This is a genomic window from Rhodococcus sp. WMMA185, assembly GCF_001767395.1.
Lineage (GTDB): Bacteria > Actinomycetota > Actinomycetes > Mycobacteriales > Mycobacteriaceae > Rhodococcus_F.
In genome coordinates this window covers 469,155-486,140 of record NZ_CP017014.1, presented here as the reverse complement: position 1 = coordinate 486,140, position 16,986 = coordinate 469,155, and the positions used below count along the sequence as shown (strand labels likewise).

The window sequence follows — 16,986 nt, the reverse complement described above, 5'->3', positions numbered from 1 at the left end:
AGCCGATGACTACTTCATCGCCGGAAAACGCACACCACTTCAGCGGTCTGCGCGCCCTGTTCATCAACTGCACCTTGAAGCGATCTCCGGAGGTGAGCAACACCCAGGGGCTGATCGACCGCAGCGTCGGTGTGATGGAGAAGGAAGGCGTCACCGTCGATCAGATCCGGGCCGTCGATCACGACATCGCGACCGGCGTATACCCGGACATGACCGAACACGGCTGGCCGAGTGATGAATGGCCCCAGTTGTATCGACGCGTCCTGGACGCCGACATCCTGGTGCTGGCCGGACCGATCTGGCTGGGCGACAATGCCTCCGTCACCAAACTGGTGATCGAACGGCTCTACGCTTGTTCTTCACTTCTCAACGACCGGGGCCAGTACGCCTACTACGGCCGAGCAGGTGGATGCCTCATCACCGGCAACGAGGACGGCGTCAAGCACTGTGCGATGAACATTCTCTACAGCCTCCAACATCTCGGATATGTGATCCCCCCGCAGGCAGATGCCGGGTGGATCGGCGAGGCGGGCCCGGGACCGTCCTATCTCGATGAAGGATCCGGCGGCCCGGAGAACGACTTCACCAATCGCAACACCACGTTCATGACGTACAACCTGATGCATACCGCGGCGATGCTCAAGAGTGCGGGCGGCTTTCCCGCGTATGGAAATCAGCGTTCGGAATGGGAAGCCGGGTGCCGCCCAGACTTCGCCAATCCTGACTACCGCTGAGCCGTCCCGGAACCACTGGCCAGTCGACGGGAGAACCTGTGTGCCGCTTGTTCGGGCTGTCCGCCTCCCCACACCGCGTCCGCGCGTCCTTCTGGTTGCTCGACGCACCGGACAGCCTCCTGCAGCAAAGTCGGCGCGACCCGGACGGAACGGGGCTCGGGACATACGCTGCGGACGGAACCCCGGTAGTCGAGAAGCAACCGCTCGCCGCATACGGGGACAGGGAGTTTGCGGAGGAGGCGAAGCACCGGTACTCGGCGACGTTCATCGCTCACATCCGGTTTGCGACGACGGGTGACCTGCTTCCGCAGAACACGCATCCCTTCACTCAGCGTGGTCGTCTCTTCGCTCACAACGGCGTGGTCGAGGACCTACCCCGACTCGAGTCCGAACTGGGGCCGGACCTCGGCCTCGTCCACGGCGACACCGACTCCGAGCGCGTTTTCGCACTCATCACCCGCCACATCGACATATGCCGGGGCGACGTGACGGCAGGTATCACCGCGGGGGTCCGGTGGCTGGCCGACAACCAGCCGATCTACGCCCTCAACTTCGTCCTGACCACCCCTGACAGCCTGTGGGCGCTGCGCTACCCGGACACTCACGACCTTCTGGTCCTCGAACGTCGGGCCGGCGGTCCAAGCGGCGGCCGGCACCTTCAACACGCGAGCGCAACCGGCAGAATTCGTGCGCGGGCCGAACATCTCGCCGAATACCCATCGGTGGTGGTCGCAAGTGAGCAGATGGACGAAGACCCTGGGTGGACGCCCCTGCGGTCGGGTGAACTCCTACACGTCGATCGTGAACTCGGTACGAGCCGGGAGGTGATTGTCGACCGCCCGCCGCGCCATCAGATCTGCCTCGACGATCTGGGTGCACGGGCGGCAGCGGCTCAGGCGCAGCAGTAGAGTTCCCTTGGCTTTCACCGCCCAATGTCACACCGGTGCAACCTGACTGACCAACTGGGACCTTCGGCGAAGGGAATCTCGGGCCCTTCGCGATGAGCGTCAATATGCCACGGGAACGCGTCGCGGCGTGCCATCGTGTACCGATCACAAGTGCGCGAGGACGAAAGGTCGGCCGATGACTGTCCCAACAGATCCGCAGCAATACCTCAATCAAGTGATTTCCCGCCTCACCGGTCCCGGCGGACGGTTCGAGATCGTCGAAGAGTCTGTACTCGGTGCCCAGATGCCGGTGATGAAGAACCGAGGACGGTCGGTAGGTGAACTCCTCACTGCTTCGCTCCAGTGGGGCGAGCGGGACTACCTCGTGACGACGGACCGTCGACTCTCCTACACCGAACACGCGGCGGCCGTCGCTGCATTGGCGACGTCGTTACGCGACGACTACGGAGTCCGAAAGGGCGATCGAGTCGCAATTCTCGCCGCGAACGCGCCCGAGTGGGTGATCACATTCTGGGCCACTCAAATGCTAGGTGCCATCAGCGTCGGGCTGAACGCCTGGTGGGTGCCGCGGGAAGTCGAGTACGCGCTGGGGCACAGCAGCCCCACGGTGGTGATCGCAGACGCAGACGGTGCCAAGTCTCTCGCCTCCGTCGGCACCGATATCCCGGTCCTCAATATGGAAGGAGATCTTCCTCAGATCTTCTCCCGTTACGCGGGAGCCACAATGCCGCAGACGGAAGTCGACGAGGACGATCCCGCCGTAATCCTCTACACGAGCGGCACGAGCGGTAGGCCCAAGGGTGCCCTGCACTCGCAACGAAACATCCTGGCCGTCGTCGACTACCACCGCTTCAGCGATGCCCTGGCCGGCGAATTCACTGGAAGACCCGTCGACCCGTCCGTACCGAGTGAACTGCGCTATCTACTGACATCCCCGCTCTTCCACATTGCGAGCCTGCACAATCTGGTGATTCCGCGACTGGCGACCGGTGGCGCAGTCGTCATGCACCAGGGCGGATTCGACGTGGACGCGGTGCTCGGACTCGTCGAGAGGGAGCGTGTCACCAACTGGGGTGCGGTCCCCACTATGGCCTCACGTCTCATCGAGCACTCGGACCTCGACAAGTACGACCTGTCTTCGCTCACGTCGTTCGCGCTGGCCTCGGCGCCCTCGTCGCCGGCGTTCAAGGAACGGCTACGTGAGAAGGCACCCTTCGCCCGAACCTCGCTGGCGGACAGTTACGGGCTGACTGAGAGTTGTACCGCGATCGCCGTCGCGACCCCGCAAGAACTCGAACAAATCCCCGACACACTCGGGCGCCCGATCATCACCGTCAGTATGGAGATCCGGGATCCGCACGGTGAGCGAGTACCCGATGGCACCGAAGGTGAGATCTGTGTGCGCAGCCCATACGTCATGCTCGGCTATTGGGGAGACGAGGCGGCGACCGACGCGGCGATCGCTCCCGGACGGTGGTTGCGAACCGGCGACTGCGGCGTCGTCGAGCACGGCCGGCTGCGCCTGGTCGGACGTAGGTCGGATCTCATCCTGCGCGGCGGTGAGAATGTGTATCCCGTCGAGGTGGAGCAGTGCCTCGACGAGCACCCCAGTGTGCTCGAGTGCGCCGTGATCGGGACGCCTCACAAGGATTTGGGGCAGGAAGTGTCCGCGCTAGTGGTGCTGCGAGCGGATGCCACGACGACGGAAGACGAACTGCGCGACTACGTCGCCGAGCGTCTGTCGTACTTCAAGGTGCCGTCGCGGTGGCGGATCACCACCGACCCGCTGCCCCGCAACGCCACCGGAAAGATGATCCGCCGCGACATCATGGTCTGACCTCGCATTGAACCTGCACACGATTGGGTCGATCTAGAGCGCGGGCGCCCTCACACATCCTGTGTGAAGGCGCCCGCGACAGATTTCGACGTGGTGCTCGAAATCAGCTCTGGCTGTCGATAATCTTGACAACGACTTCGCTGACGAACTCAGCCGGGTCGTCGAGAACGACCGATCCGGTGTCGCCGTCAAAGCCGAGAGTCGCCGAACCGGTCTGCATCACGTCTGCGGCACTCCGTCGACCGACCTCCACCCAGACGCCTGAGACGGTCTCGTTGACCTCGTCGACATTCTCCTCGTCCGGGTCGATGTCGAGTGTGACGGTGGCCTTGCTCTCGAACAGATCCCCCCCGGAAGCGTCATCCGGGACCAGGTACGTGGCCTCGTAGGTCACGCCCTCACCGTTGCTCGTCAGCGGCCACCCATCAGTCGGCACTTCCAGGGCGTTGGCGTCGGCATCCGTGAACGGCATGATGTCGTCGTCCCATTCCTGGCTGCCGCCTTCGAGGGGCGCCGACCGCACCCGTGCGGTGCCGTCCACGTACTGGAAGCCCTCGGGGAACATTTCGGTGATCTGCAGGACGGTGGCCGGCTCGCCCGTCGTCCTGATCTGGGTACGGAAGGTGACTTCTTCACCTGCCTTTATCGCATCGGAGCCCACAACACTCCTGGTGATCTTGATGTCACCAGCCGTGACGGTGTTCGCGGAGGGGTAGTCGGGATCCTCTTCGGCCGCACCTCCTGCGGACCCGGTTCCTCCTGCCGCAGCAGTGTCTGCCGCAGTATCTGCCGTGCTCTCATCAGCCGCTGCGACTCCGGCCCCCCAGAGTCCGCCGGCGAGCACCATCGCACTCATCGCGACGCCCGCCACGGAACTCTGCCATAACTTTCGAGACATGCATGCTCCCATTCGATGATGAAATCGACCGGCTTTGCCGACGATCAAGGCAAGAGCGTAGCCTGTCTCATCCTCATTTGGAACATCGTCGACTCCCGTTGTCCAATCCACTCCTACCCGACAGTAGGGCGCGACCAGTGACGGGAACGAAGATTCACTTCGTCGCAGACCCTGTATCGACGTCGATGACGCACCGGAACACTCGGTTCACCAGCCCCGCGTCTTGCCTCCCGATGAATCCAGGCGCTAGGTGGAATACTCGCCACGAACGGTCTTGCCTCATGACAACCGGGAACCCAGACGTCCGGAGGAATGCGCCAATGAAGACCTCGCTCGCTCGATCTGCAGGAGTTGCCGCAGCCGCCACAGGCCTGACACTCCTTTCTGCACCCGCTGTATCCGCGGCTCCCGACGACCTCACTGTCGACATCTCAGGGACAGCGGGAGAGGTGGTCATGGCGGCTCTGTATGACGCCCTCGGTGCGGTGATCTGCACCATGTGGGTCACACCCGTCGACAAGCTCGTTCCCGTCGCCTTCGTCGGCCCGGACGTCGTGCTGGAGGGACAAGAGGTCGAGCTGCGCGCCACAGTTGACCCCGGTCGGTACACAGTGGAGTGGGGCTGCAAGGGTGGTCCGTTGGGGGTCCTTTCGGACGAACAGTGGGGAACCACCCCACCCCTGGAACTTGGTAGAGAAACCACTCAGCAAACCACCGTCACCGTTACTGAGGGGTCGGGAACCGGATCGTGGGGCTCCTCCGGGAGCTTCTACGGAATCTGACGCAGACACCCCCAGCCGCTTCCAGGCTGGCTCCAGCTCGAATTCCCCGGCCCGATCCTCGACGAATAGTCGGTCGGTCCGGCTGAGAACTCACTGATAATTCGCTGGGCAGGCGCGCTGTGCGCAGCCCGTGTAGATCTGCGCCACCCCAGCACAGATGTGCCAGGTCACGGCCCGTACCTGACCTCTGAGGCGTCGCCACCACCCTGCGATGCGGCCCTATCGCTGCGCCCGGAATCGGACGAACTCCGATCCACGGGCAGATTGCTACAAATGCTATGACACCAATCACACTTAGACTCGGCAGTGATTCGCGTCCCTCGCATGTTCGGAGACCCGCCAATGAAAAAGCGACCAGGACTTACGCCCGCAAATCCGATGGTGGGACGGCGGACATTCTTGAAGGGAACAGTCGCGACCGGGGCCCTCGCCATTGCGGGATGCAGTACATCGACCAACCAGACAGAAGAGGGTCATACCGCAACGCACATAACGCTATTGGATCCGGCGACACAGGAAAAGTTCAGTAATCTGCTTCCGATGCCGGCAAGAATTTATGCTGAAGCGGGGGCGGCCCTCACGGTACCGATCAGGGAGACCCGACAGTGGCTTGGGCTTCGCGCATCCGACGGCAGTGAAATGACAACGACCGTTTACGGATTCGAACACCAAGGCCAGGTGACATCACCCGGACCCACAATCATTGTCCGGTCGAACGAAGATGTTCAGGTCGAATGGCAGAATCAGTTGCCCAATGACAAGCCCTATATTCTGCCGATAGATTTGACACTGCATACGCCCCATCTCCCCAATGCAACGGCAGAATTCATCGAGCAAAAGCCGGTTGTCATCCACTTACACGGGGGCCACACGGAGGCAGAAAGTGACGGCAATCCGGACGCGTGGTACACGCAAGATTATCAATCGACCGGTCCAGACTGGGATAAGCCCGCGTATCTATACGACAATACGCAGGAAGCTGCCGGATTGTGGTATCACGATCATACGGTAGGAATGACTCGCCTCAATGTTTACGCCGGACTAGCTGGAATGTATCTCATCAAGGATGAGAATGAAGACCGTCTCATCGAAGGCTCGATCATCCCTGATGATGATCACATGATCGAAATAGTTATTCATGATGCACTATTCGATGACGAGGGAAACCTTTACTACCCTGGACGCCACGGGGAGCCGATAAACCCGATCACCGAGAAAGAGATCGCCGACGACTGGCCGGACCCGACAGTGCTCGATGAATTCTTTGGAACCCACATCCTGGTCAACGGGATGGCGTGGCCGAAAGTCGAACTGGAACCGAACAAGTACCGTCTGCGGCTGCTCAACGGCTCCAGCTCCCGTAGCTACGTCCTCGAGTTCGACAACGGAATGGACATGTTCCAAATCGGCTCCGACGGCGGATTTTTGAATTCCCCCGTTCGACTCACCCAACTGGTAGTAGCTCCGGCAGAGCGGATGGATATAGTCGTCGACTTCACCGATTGCGCCGGGCAGCAGATCATCCTCAAGAATCTTGGCCCTGAATTGCCGTTCCGCGGGTACGTTGATCCTGCTGACCCCGAAAATTCCATGAAACTTGTCTACAACGAAGGCGGCAACCGGGTAATAACAGATGGCATGGGCGGTCTTGCCACTATCGCAGATCCCGAATCAACCGGTCTGGTCATGCGATTTGACATCGATGAGGTGGGTCCGCAATCAGGCATCCAGGCCGTCAATTTCGCACCGGCGGTATCGCTACGCGAGCCGCTCCAACTGCTCCCCCGAGACAATCCGGAGACGGTCAGGCAACTCGTGCTGTTCAATCTGCACGACGACGTGGACAGGACTCTGGTTCTGATGGGCACTATGGAAGCGGGATCACTGTTCTATATGGACGAAATTACCGAAGTCGTCCCTGAGAATTCCACCGAGATTTGGGAAATCTACAACACCACCGGGTCGGCACACCCGATGCATATTCATCAGGTGCAGTTCGAAGTGGTCGATCGCCAGGAGTTCGATGGTGATCTCGTCAATAGGACCCAGCAATTGATGGACGACCCCAACCGCACATTCCAGGGCGCTACCCTCGATTTTCACGGTCTGAAGGGCGATCCCGTCCCGCCTCAGCCCAACGAGCAAGGCCGAAAAGACACTGCTCTAGCGCTGGCCGGACAGGTCACCCGTCTCGTCGCCCATTTCGATCGTCCTGGGATCTTTGTATGGCACTGTCACATCATCACCCATGAGGACTACGACATGATGCGCAAATTCCAGGTAACCCCGAATTCGTGATGAACATGGAAAAGGGACTATCGCTGACATTCTCCGATCGCCGAGCCGAACCTGAAACGCTCTCGGACATCAACTCGGAACTACGGAAGATCGGCGTCGGTGTGTGGCCACTCGATCTGCGGAATCGAGACGCGGCTACACGCGCTCTCCTCGCCAAACCCCTGCTCGACGAGGCAGGAGTCGAGCGCGTCAAAGAGCACTTCTTGCTTCCGATGGACCGGTTACTAGAGATCGTCGCCCAAGCCGGGCGTACGCCTGAGGTCCCTGGGGGAGGTTCGATCACCACATTCGTCACCAATGAGGGCTACGGCTACCCCCAGTTACATCAGGTGCAGGAAGGCGTCGACTACAGCAGGTTCGACAGATTCCACGTGAACGTCGCACCCACCGGCAAGGGTGTCGACGAGGTGTTTCAAATGCTCTCCGGCGGCGAATTCGTCAGTCGCCACAGGCTCGACGACGGAGAGGTCTTGACGCTGCGGATGCGTTGCCCCGATGAGGGGCAAGGATGGCTGGGAACCTATAGCGGAGTCCGTCCGCATATCGGAAACATCGGTTCGGCAACAGTGGGTTCGAAACTGCTCGTCCAGGCGTTTGGAACGCCACGATGGGAGCTGATCTACCTCGGGGGCGATTGAGGCGGCTATCCGGCACCTCCTCGAGATCGACACCAGATACGGATCCAAGGAGAAAGCTCATCGAACGATCCAGCACCACGGACCATTCCGGCCCCGACGAGACCGTATCGTGACGGCCATGGCGACCGCTGACCGCGTCATCGCCGCCCTGGACGACCTCGCCGACGCGGACGACGCGCGAGTGCTGCAGCGTTTCTTCAAGACAGGTGTCGGCGAGTACGGCGAGGGAGACGTGTTCGTCGGGGTGCGGGTGCCGGCACTCCGGAAGGTGGCGAAGCGCTTCGCCTCGCTCTCACTCGACGAGGTCGACGCTCTTCTCGACAGCCCGGTACACGAGCATCGACTGGTCGGACTCCTGATCCTCGTCGACGCCTTCAAGAGGGCGAGCCGAGTCCGCAGCCGAGATGAGGACCTTCGCGAGCGTATCGCCGAACGCTACCTAGCCGCCGTCATGCGGGGGCGGGTGAACAATTGGGATTTGGTGGACTTGTCGGCTCTCTACATTCTCGGGGACTGGCTCTACGATCGGTCCCGCTCGCCGGTTTTCGCGCTCGGCACCGACGAAGACCTGTGGCGTCGGCGCGTGGCACTCCTTACGACGTTCGGCTTCATCCGGCGCGGGGATGCGTCCACGACACTCGAGTTGGCGGCCCAAGTACTCCCCGACCGGCGCGACCTGACGCAGAAGGCGACCGGCTGGATGCTCCGGGAGGTCGGCAAGCGAGTGGACCGCGGTCTGCTGCTCGGATTCCTGGACCAGCACGCATCGGAGATGGGCGCTACGGCGCTGAGCTACGCCACCGAGCACCTTGACCCGGACACTCGTACGCACTATCGGCTACTCCGCAAGAGCTGATCCTCGCCGGTCCTCGCCCGATTTCGGAGTACGGGTACGTTACGATCGCCAACATGAGCGGTTACCTGCTCGTCCGCATCGCTCATCTCATCATCTGACACACCAAATGCGTTGACAAACTGGCTAATTCACATTCATGAGGGCGCCGAAAGGGAGACGCCCGAGTGGCCCCCGCAACCTGAGTCGGTGAAGAAGCAGCGGAAGAAGTGGCCGGGGTTGCGCTATGAATGCGCCTTGCACAAGTCGATCGTCTCTTCGGGTACTCGCCGACGCCACAACATATGTGGCAATCTGTCAGAAGGTGGATTGACAGCAGCGAATGAGGGGACCGCAATGAAGTGGACTGCAGCCGATGTGCCCGATCAATCCGGCAGGGTCGCCATCATCACAGGCTCCAACACCGGCCTTGGTTATGAGACCGCCGCCGTTCTCGCCGCCAAGGGCGCCCATGTCGTTTTGGCGGTGCGTAACCTCGAGAAGGGTAAGCAAGCCGCCGATCGCATCAAGACGGCCAGTCCTGACGCAAGCGTCGCGCTGCAGCAACTCGACCTCACCTCACTGGAGAACATCCACGAGGCGGCCGAGGAGCTGCGCACCAACCATCCACGAATCGATCTCCTGATCAACAACGCCGGCGTCATGTGGACTCCGAAGGGCACCACGAGAGACGGCTTCGAGTTGCAGTTCGGCACCAACCACCTCGGCCACTTCGCATTCACCGGCCAGCTACTCGAGAACATGCTGACGATCGAGGGGTCGCGGGTGGTGACGATCAGCAGCCTGGGTCATCGGATTCGCGCCAAGATTCACTTCGACGACCTACAGCTGGAGCGGAACTACAACCGCGTTGACGCCTACGGGCAGGCCAAACTGGCCAATCTGATGTTCACCTACGAACTGGCGCGTCGGCTCGGGGAGAAGAACGCCCAGACGATCGCGGTGGCCGCGCACCCCGGCGGCTCCAACACCGAGCTCACCCGCAACATTCCGGGCATAGTCAGGCCACCTCTTGAATTCCTGTCAGGACTGGTGGCGCAAAGCGCAGCCATGGGTGCACTGCCGACGTTGCGCGCGGCAACCGATCCCAGTGTGCGCAGCGGCCAGTACTACGGCCCGGATGGCTTTCGCGAGATGCGCGGCCACCCGAAACTCGTTGAATCCAGCGCACAATCACACGACGCCGACATCCAACGTCGGCTATGGAGCGTCTCCGAAGAGCTGACCGGCATCACGTACCCGGTGTAGTAGTGCGCGATTCCGAAGAGCCCACCCACGTCGTCGCCGCATTCGCCAGGTCCCGATGTCGTGTCGTCGGGATCCGTCGTGGAGAAAGTCGACTGGAGACGCCGAAGCGAGAGCGCGCGCGCAATCCGGAACGGGTCACGTGCAAGCAGCAGGGCGTCGTCGTATTTGGTTCCTCTCGAAGTTCGCTCTTCTCTCCTCACCCAAGTCCCGACTCCCCGAGCGCCTTCTTCAGCTCGGGCGGTGTTTCGCCACGTGGGTCACTGCGGTTACTACATCGGCTGAGCGCTAGAAGTCTCTGCGGCGCAGGTTGCCGACCAGGGCTTCGCCCATGAGCCGGGTGAGGTTGATCCAGCTGGGGTTTAGTGCGTAGCGGGCGTAATCTTCGCTGAATGCGTCGAAGCCTGCCTTGTTGGTGTTCATCATGTGCCCGGCCGAGGTGAAGTGGTCGGTCATGATCGACTTCTCGACGTCTTGGAAGCACAGCAGATTGCCGAAGTTGCCTTGGCCCGAGACGAACTCGCGGCCTCCCTCATTACCACCCCAAGTCAGGTAGGGGCTCAGAAAAATGAACGGGGGCATGGTGTTAACCGCGATTCCGCCGTAGCGCAGATCACTCACTGCGCGGTCCAAGACCGCCTGGTGGGCTTTCTTGGTGTCTTCGTCGATGAGAACGGAGCACCCTAGCGTGCCGAGCAGCTTGGTGTTGGCAAAGTCGACCGCGTGCGGGAGGAACTCTGCAGCGTTGGCGGCAACATCAAGGGGGACCTCATCGATGATCTGGGTGAACGCCTCGTGGCGGGTGGCGTAACCATCTTCCTCAGCACCAGTGATCAGTAAGAATACGCCCGACCGGTAGGAACCATCCTCGGGCTCGAGGACCTCGGCATCTGGATAGGCGTTCTTGAAGTCCTCGGCGACTTGGTCGGAACTCGGATAGTAGGTGCCCGCGGCAGGAGTATCCGCGACGATCGCCTTCCGTAGCGCGGCCAGGAACTGATCGCGCTGCGGCCAGTGTTTGCTGGTGACGATGGTCTGGACGCGGCCACACACAGCTCCCCCGTTCATCTTGGCGGTGGTGGCGATCTGGATTGCCTGGTGCTGCATCTCCTTGTCGGTCCAGGCACGATCGCCGGGCACGACGATGCACGGGTTGTTTCCGCCGCACTCTGACACCAGCGGCGTATCGGTCGACTCCATAATCCGCAATGCGGTGCTGGTGCCGCCGGTGAAGTAGATCCTCGACAGCCTGGCATCGGTGTTCAGGCTGCGGTCCGGATCCGATTCCAAGAAGCTCAGTGCCTGGTGTTCGACCAGTGGTGCGAAGATCTTGGCCCACACCTTGTCGGTGTGCCGATTGAGCTTGTGGGGCTTGTGCACCACGGCGCAATTCGCCAGAAACAGGGCTTTGACCATCTCCAGCGACGAGCTGTAGTTACCCGCCCCGAGAACCGCGATGATGCCCGCCGGTTTGTCCATCGGGCTGATCTGGGTTGGCTCACCTCGGACGCGCAGGACCTGCCGTTGATGGGGGTTCATCAGCCGTTCCCGGTGGCCGCGGGGCGCCACCTGCACGTCGAAGAGACCATCGGCCACTTGGGTAATCGACGCCGGCTCCATCATCTCGTCCTGCGCCAGATGCTCATAGAGCTCGATGCACGCACTGAGCGTGTTGGCAATCGGCACCACCGTGGCAACCTTCGATGTCGAAATGCTGTAGAGCTCTTCACCCATCAGCTCGTTCTTCATCGTTGCGTCGGCGCGCGCCAGTTCCTCAGCGTAGGCCCTGCAGTTCTCCCGTACCGTCTCGAGCAGACGCAAACGTTGCAGCGGCGAGGTCTTTGCCCAACGGAGCGGGTCGAGACGATCGATCGCTGTGGCGGCGGAGCTAGGTGTGTTGGTTGTCATGTCTGTCCCTCCTCATCTGCGTTTGGACCGCTAACGGCAGGGTTCGCAGTTGATCCCGTTGCGGCAATGCCCAGACGGCTGCTTCTCGTTGGGTTCCGATGGTTTGGCCTGTCCATGTGCGGAAGGCGCGATGCAATGAGGTGAGTTCATCATATCCGAGCAGCAACGCGATCTCGGTGTCATTGAGGGCGGTGTGAGAGAGATAGTGCCGCGCTAGGCGCTCACGGGTGTGGCCAAGGACGCCGCGAAACGACGTCCCCTCGGCGGTGAGGTATCGCTGAAGGGTGCGGGCACTGATGTTCAGGTCGCTCGCGACGTCAGCAAGTGCCCGGCGTCCGGCCGGAAGCGCTTCCAGGAGAACGCTTTGGACCCGGTCGGTCCATGTCGCGTTTGTCTCGAGATCCTGAAGCCGACGTCGCAGTTGGGGCTCGAAGACGTTCCACATCGGCTCGTTCGACGTCACGAAAGGACGTCGAGCGTCCAACTCTGAGAACTGGATCTGCGCCCGACGCCCTCGTGTCAATCGGCACCCGTCGAGGAATGCCGTGCACTCGATTTGATCATCGGGGACAACAGGGACCATCACGCGCACGGGTTTGATGCGCTCGCGGGTCGCGAGTCGGGCGAATGCAACCCAGAAGAGCAACTCGAACCGGGCAAGAACCGGCGGTGGTTCGAACGCCCCGCGGGACTGCAATTGCAGTGTCAGCCCCGAGGAGTCATCGATCTCGAACGTCACCGGATAGAGCAGCCGCTTGTAGTCGGCGATGCGGTGCGCGGCCGCGGTGAGATTTGGGCTGCACAACCCGGCGAACAGCACGGGGTCAAAAGCTTCGGCGCTCAGCGCGCGGGCGGCACCGACGGCGACATCGCCGTGTTCGTATTCGGTTTCCATCGCCAGCCACAGCGCGAAGTAATCCTCGGCGCCGACACGGAAACCTGGGCGGCTCATCGCGTCCAGGGGCAGGCCCGCCCGTCGAGTGATGGCTGCCGCATCAATTCCGAGGTCATGCAGCAAGACACCAACACCGGAGGGCAAAGCGTAGGTTTGCATTGATGACCTCCAGTGAGCCAGCCGAGTTGACGTGTAGGTCCGTCAGCGGATGGATTGGCGTGGCACGATCCGGTCGATCAGCACGTCGCCAATCGTGCGCTCGAGCAATATGGCGCTGCGGGCGTCGAGGTTGGGGTGATAGCGACGGCGCGGACGGCGGGCGCCGAACGCGCGAGTAACGACCTGGGCGATGGTCTCCGGGGAGGCACCGTTGTTGACGCTCCGGGCAAACTTCGTGCGCAGCGTGGCCATCTGCTTCCGATATTCGTCGGCCCCCGGACGGGCCTCGGCGAGGTCGAGTGTGGGCAGGCTGGCGGTCGCGATTTCGGTTGCGATGTAGCCGGGTTCGATGAGCACGACCTGGATGCCGAACTCTTTGACCTCCATGCGTAGCGCGTCGCCATAGGCTTGCTGGGCATGCTTGGTCGCGCAGTACCACCCCATATTCGGTACGGAGGCATGCCCGGCCGCCGATGAGGTGATCACCACTCGTCCGGATCGCTGTCGGCGCAGATGTGGTAGTACCGCGGAGATTACTCGCGCCATGCCCACGACGTTGGTATCGAACTGGCGCGTGACCTCCTCGGGGGAACACAGCTCGGCAGGCCCGAGCAGACAATAGCCCGCATTGGCCAACACCCCATCGATGCGCCCCTGCTCGGCAACAACGCGATCAACCGCGGCTTGGACCGAATCATCCTCGGTGACATCGAGACTGATGGCGTGACCGCCCGCGGCCACGATCGGGTTCATCAAGGCGACCCGGCGCGCCCCGCCGTAGACCACGTGGCCGGCCCGCATCAACGCCAACGCCGACGCCAGGCCAATTCCGCTACTGGCGCCCGTGACCAAGATCACCTTCTGGTCTGCCATGGTTCTCACACCCTCCGTTGTGGGAGCTCCCGGACGCAATCCACGTTAGACACTGATGCCGCCGACACGTTGTCCTTTCACGTCAGTGATTTGTCAGAACACGCCAGCGCGAGTTGAAGCCATTACCGCGATACTTCCGCAACGGCCGCTCACTGCGGACGCGACCACCCCGGCCTAGACTGCGTGTCGCGTGTCGGATTTGCTCCCGGGCGTCGGCGGTACGGCGGGAAGCCCCTCCCGGCCTTCAGCGCGGTCCGTTCGGCCTGGCCAGGCCGACGATGCCGTAGCTCATGTCCACTAGCTTGCGGGCGGTCTCGATGTTCTTCGCGTTCGGGTTCGGGGTGTCCATCGGCCAACCGCCGCCTCGGCACTTCCTATCTCGGTAGAGCACGCTGCTCTGGCTGAAATAGGCTCCGGGGTGGTTCGGTGCGTCGTCGGAGAGCAGACAGTGCAGCGTGGTCTGGGCCGACTGCTCGTTGCTGTCCGAGACGAATCTGCTGAACGGCCTCATTACGGCCATGGCAATGCGCATCGGAAGGCTGCCTCCTGAACCGAAATTGGAACGGGCCCAGCCCGGGTGCACCGAAAAGGCCGAGACGTCGGTGCCCTCGAGTCGCTCAGCCAGCTCTCGGGCGTAGAGGACATTGGCCACTTTGGCCTCGGAATAGGCGGCGAAGTTGTTGAAGTCGCGGTGTTCGTAGTTGAGGTCGTCCAGATTGACATCCGGCCGGTTGTTGGGACTGCCGGCATGGGTCACGGACGAGACGATGGCCATGCGGGAGGGTGCGCTTGCCCTCAAAGCGTCGAGCAACAGCTCGGTCAGCAGAAAGTGACCGAAGTAGCTCACGGCGATCGTCATCTCCAGGCCGTCCCTGGTGAACTCGGGCCGGCTGGCCATCGTGACTAGGCCGGCATTGCAGGCCAGGCCGTCGAGTCGGTCATGATTGGCTTTGAATCTGGATACGAAGTCCCGCACCGAGTCGAGGTCGGCGAGATCTAGCCGCTCGACCTCATAGGTTCCCTCTAGTCCACGGAAGCTACGTGCGGCTTCCTCCCCGGCGTCGGTCCGTCGACATGCCATGACAACGTGGCCACCCTGCTTGACCAGCTGGCGGGTGGTCTCGAGTCCGACGCCGGAGTTGGCACCGGTCACGATGTACGTCTTGCCCGTCAGGTCCTTCGAACGGGTTGCGTTATCGAGCGAGAGTCGTCTTCGTAGCATCAGATGCACACCTCCTGTTCGATGCTCCCTGGGTCACCGGTCAGGCCTGTGTGAGCGCGGCCGGGTCGAGGAACTGCGCGTCGCCTTGCTGGCCTCACATGTGTTGGATTGGATCAGGTCAATCTGACGCTACACAGTGACAACGCCGACTCGTTGTCCTTTCGCGTCAGTGTTTTGTCAAAACACGCCAGCGGGAGTCGTTCTCACTGGCCAGTCTGAGCAGCGGTACCAGTCGAAGACCGCACTCGGGGAATGGTCGGCCGTCGCGAGTTTCGTCGTAAGACTGTTGCGATGGCGGGTAGCCCCCTACGCCAAAATGTCACCAAAGTGGTCACCTGATCTACTTGACAACCTCAGCAAAGACTGCCTCTTCAGTCACTATTGAACGAACGGCGGATTCGCGTAGATTCCGCGACTCAGCAGTCCTTCTACACAGCCGCACGGAGTATTACATCCTGATGACCTCGCAAGTGGACAATCAGGTTATGCCGCAATAGTTTTCAGCCACACCCGAATTAGCGGATCGACCAGCTCGGGATGCGTCCAGCTCACCGCGTGGGAAGCCAGCGGGGCGTCGATCGTCTCCAGCTGCGGTTCACCGCCGAGCTGGCTGCACAGGGCCCGCATGGCACCATCGGAGAATGCTTGGTCGAAGCTGCCTCGAATGATCAAGGCAGGGCAGGTGATCGCACCAAGTCGTGCCTCGATCGAGTCCCTATCGATCAGGCACTCCACCGCCTCCGCCAGTCGGGAACGGTCGCTCTCACGCCACCGGTCGATCCACACCTGCTGCTGGTCGCGAGTACCGCCGATCATCGACGAGGCGAGGGTGAGCATCAAATCGTCGACTGACGAGTCTTGGGCCCACCGGTCGAACACGAACCGGTAGCCGGCCTTCTGCCTGGGCGTGTATTCGGCCCCATCCGTGGCTATCAGGATCAGCCCAGACACCCTGTCGGGAGCAGTGATTGCCGCCCGCAACACCGTGAAACCGCCCTGCGACATGCCGCCAAGGATCGCCGTCTCTATCCCGAGTGTGTCCATCACCGCGAGCACATCATCGGCCTGATCCCAAAATGTAAATGGGGCACCCGAATCCTCGGTGAGCCCGTGGCCACGAGCGTCGAGGCAGATCACTCGGTACTCCGAAGACAATGCCTCCACCTGATGCTCGAAGAATCGGGTGTCGAGGAGGAATCCGTGCATGAAAATGATCACCGGAAGATGCCCGCCGGTATCGGTGTAGTGAATTCGGGCGCCAGCGGTCTCGATATGTGGCATCCGCGCACGCTACCGGTCGCTACCCTGACCTGACAAGACGCCCGCATATGTTGCGGGACGTCAAGGAGTCTGGCGGATTCAGGAGGAAGTCGCCCGTGGCGCGCACGTGCAAACCGCTACAACGACTGTCGCCCAGGTGATCGACGCACCTTCGTGGCGTCCCAATTGCAGTCATTGTTGCCTGGCTCGGACATGCCTCGGCAGCGTTCACCCTGTTAACGTACGCCCACTCTCGGGATTCCTCAGTGCTCGCTGCGGCGAGTTCCGCGCCAGTTGTGACAAATTGTGACAACTTTGGGCCGTAGACGGCGGCCATCCTCCTAAGAATCGCCTCTGACCTGTGCCCCCAGTCGGACTCGAACCGACACTGTGCGGATTTTAAGTCCGCTGCCTCTGCCAATTGGGCTATGGGGGCGGGCGGTCGCGGCCTTTCGGACCGGCAACTGTGCGCAGAT

At 61.7% G+C, this 16,986-nt stretch carries 14 protein-coding genes and 1 tRNA gene; 8 read left to right on the top strand and 7 right to left on the bottom strand.

The genetic code is table 11. The annotated features are described in order from the left end of the window. Positions 1-5 precede the first annotated feature (5 nt). From BFN03_RS02045 to BFN03_RS02035, 3 genes are all read left to right on the top strand, one after another. Positions 6-734 (top strand): flavodoxin family protein, encoded by a 729-nt coding sequence (locus BFN03_RS02045; protein ID WP_070377608.1) that lies wholly within the window; start codon positions 6-8, stop codon positions 732-734. Between the two features lie 38 nt (positions 735-772). Continuing rightward, positions 773-1,642 carry a class II glutamine amidotransferase gene (locus tag BFN03_RS02040; protein ID WP_070377607.1) on the top strand — a complete coding sequence of 290 codons (870 nt, stop codon included), beginning with the start codon at positions 773-775 and terminating at the stop codon, positions 1,640-1,642. A 175-nt stretch (positions 1,643-1,817) separates the two neighbouring features. Further along, positions 1,818-3,479, top strand: coding sequence for a class I adenylate-forming enzyme family protein (locus BFN03_RS02035; RefSeq protein WP_070377606.1), 1,662 nt, complete (start codon positions 1,818-1,820; stop codon positions 3,477-3,479). Positions 3,480-3,582: 103 nt separating this feature from the next. Here BFN03_RS02035 and BFN03_RS02030 read toward each other — a convergent pair whose 3' ends face one another. Then, positions 3,583-4,377 (bottom strand): DUF11 domain-containing protein, encoded by a 795-nt coding sequence (locus tag BFN03_RS02030; protein ID WP_157109546.1) that lies wholly within the window; start codon positions 4,375-4,377, stop codon positions 3,583-3,585. A 320-nt stretch (positions 4,378-4,697) separates the two neighbouring features. On the opposite strand from BFN03_RS02030, the gene BFN03_RS02025 reads away from it, so the two are divergent. From BFN03_RS02025 to BFN03_RS02005, 5 genes are all read left to right on the top strand, one after another. Further along, positions 4,698-5,159, top strand: coding sequence for a hypothetical protein (locus tag BFN03_RS02025; protein ID WP_070377604.1), 462 nt, complete (start codon positions 4,698-4,700; stop codon positions 5,157-5,159). A gap of 540 nt (positions 5,160-5,699) precedes the next feature. Further along, on the top strand, positions 5,700-7,457 hold the full coding sequence (locus BFN03_RS02020) for a multicopper oxidase family protein (RefSeq protein ID WP_198163352.1): 1,758 nt from the start codon (positions 5,700-5,702) through the stop codon (positions 7,455-7,457). After that, entirely contained in the window at positions 7,454-8,095 is a 642-nt protein-coding gene (locus tag BFN03_RS02015; protein WP_157109544.1) for a hypothetical protein, read from the top strand. The genes BFN03_RS02020 and BFN03_RS02015 overlap by 4 nt, the downstream gene beginning before the upstream one ends. A 118-nt stretch (positions 8,096-8,213) precedes the next feature. Beyond that, complete coding sequence (locus BFN03_RS02010) at positions 8,214-8,951, top strand: DNA alkylation repair protein (protein ID WP_070377601.1); 738 nt, start codon at positions 8,214-8,216, stop codon at positions 8,949-8,951. 333 nt (positions 8,952-9,284) lie between these two features. Continuing rightward, positions 9,285-10,196, top strand: a complete 912-nt coding sequence (locus BFN03_RS02005) for an SDR family NAD(P)-dependent oxidoreductase (RefSeq protein ID WP_070377600.1) — start codon at positions 9,285-9,287, stop codon at positions 10,194-10,196. Positions 10,197-10,481: 285 nt separating this feature from the next. Here the strand turns inward: BFN03_RS02005 and BFN03_RS02000 are convergent, their stop codons facing one another. The 6 genes from BFN03_RS02000 to BFN03_RS01975 form a co-directional block, all read right to left on the bottom strand. Then, a complete protein-coding gene (locus tag BFN03_RS02000) occupies positions 10,482-12,101 on the bottom strand; it encodes an aldehyde dehydrogenase family protein (RefSeq protein WP_070377599.1) in 1,620 nt (539 codons plus the stop codon). Beyond that, the gene (locus tag BFN03_RS01995; protein WP_070377598.1) at positions 12,082-13,155 is read right to left on the bottom strand and encodes an AraC family transcriptional regulator; all 1,074 of its coding nucleotides are present in this window, start codon (positions 13,153-13,155) and stop codon (positions 12,082-12,084) included. The genes BFN03_RS02000 and BFN03_RS01995 overlap by 20 nt, the downstream gene beginning before the upstream one ends. 42 nt (positions 13,156-13,197) lie before the next feature. Continuing rightward, complete coding sequence (locus BFN03_RS01990) at positions 13,198-14,028, bottom strand: SDR family NAD(P)-dependent oxidoreductase (protein ID WP_070377597.1); 831 nt, start codon at positions 14,026-14,028, stop codon at positions 13,198-13,200. Between the two features lie 244 nt (positions 14,029-14,272). Next, entirely contained in the window at positions 14,273-15,250 is a 978-nt protein-coding gene (locus BFN03_RS01985) for an SDR family NAD(P)-dependent oxidoreductase (protein WP_198163350.1), read from the bottom strand. A gap of 483 nt (positions 15,251-15,733) precedes the next feature. Next, positions 15,734-16,531 (bottom strand): alpha/beta fold hydrolase, encoded by a 798-nt coding sequence (locus BFN03_RS01980; RefSeq protein WP_070377596.1) that lies wholly within the window; start codon positions 16,529-16,531, stop codon positions 15,734-15,736. A gap of 341 nt (positions 16,532-16,872) precedes the next feature. Further along, positions 16,873-16,946, bottom strand: a tRNA-Leu gene (locus BFN03_RS01975). Between the last annotated feature and the right edge of the window lie 40 nt (positions 16,947-16,986).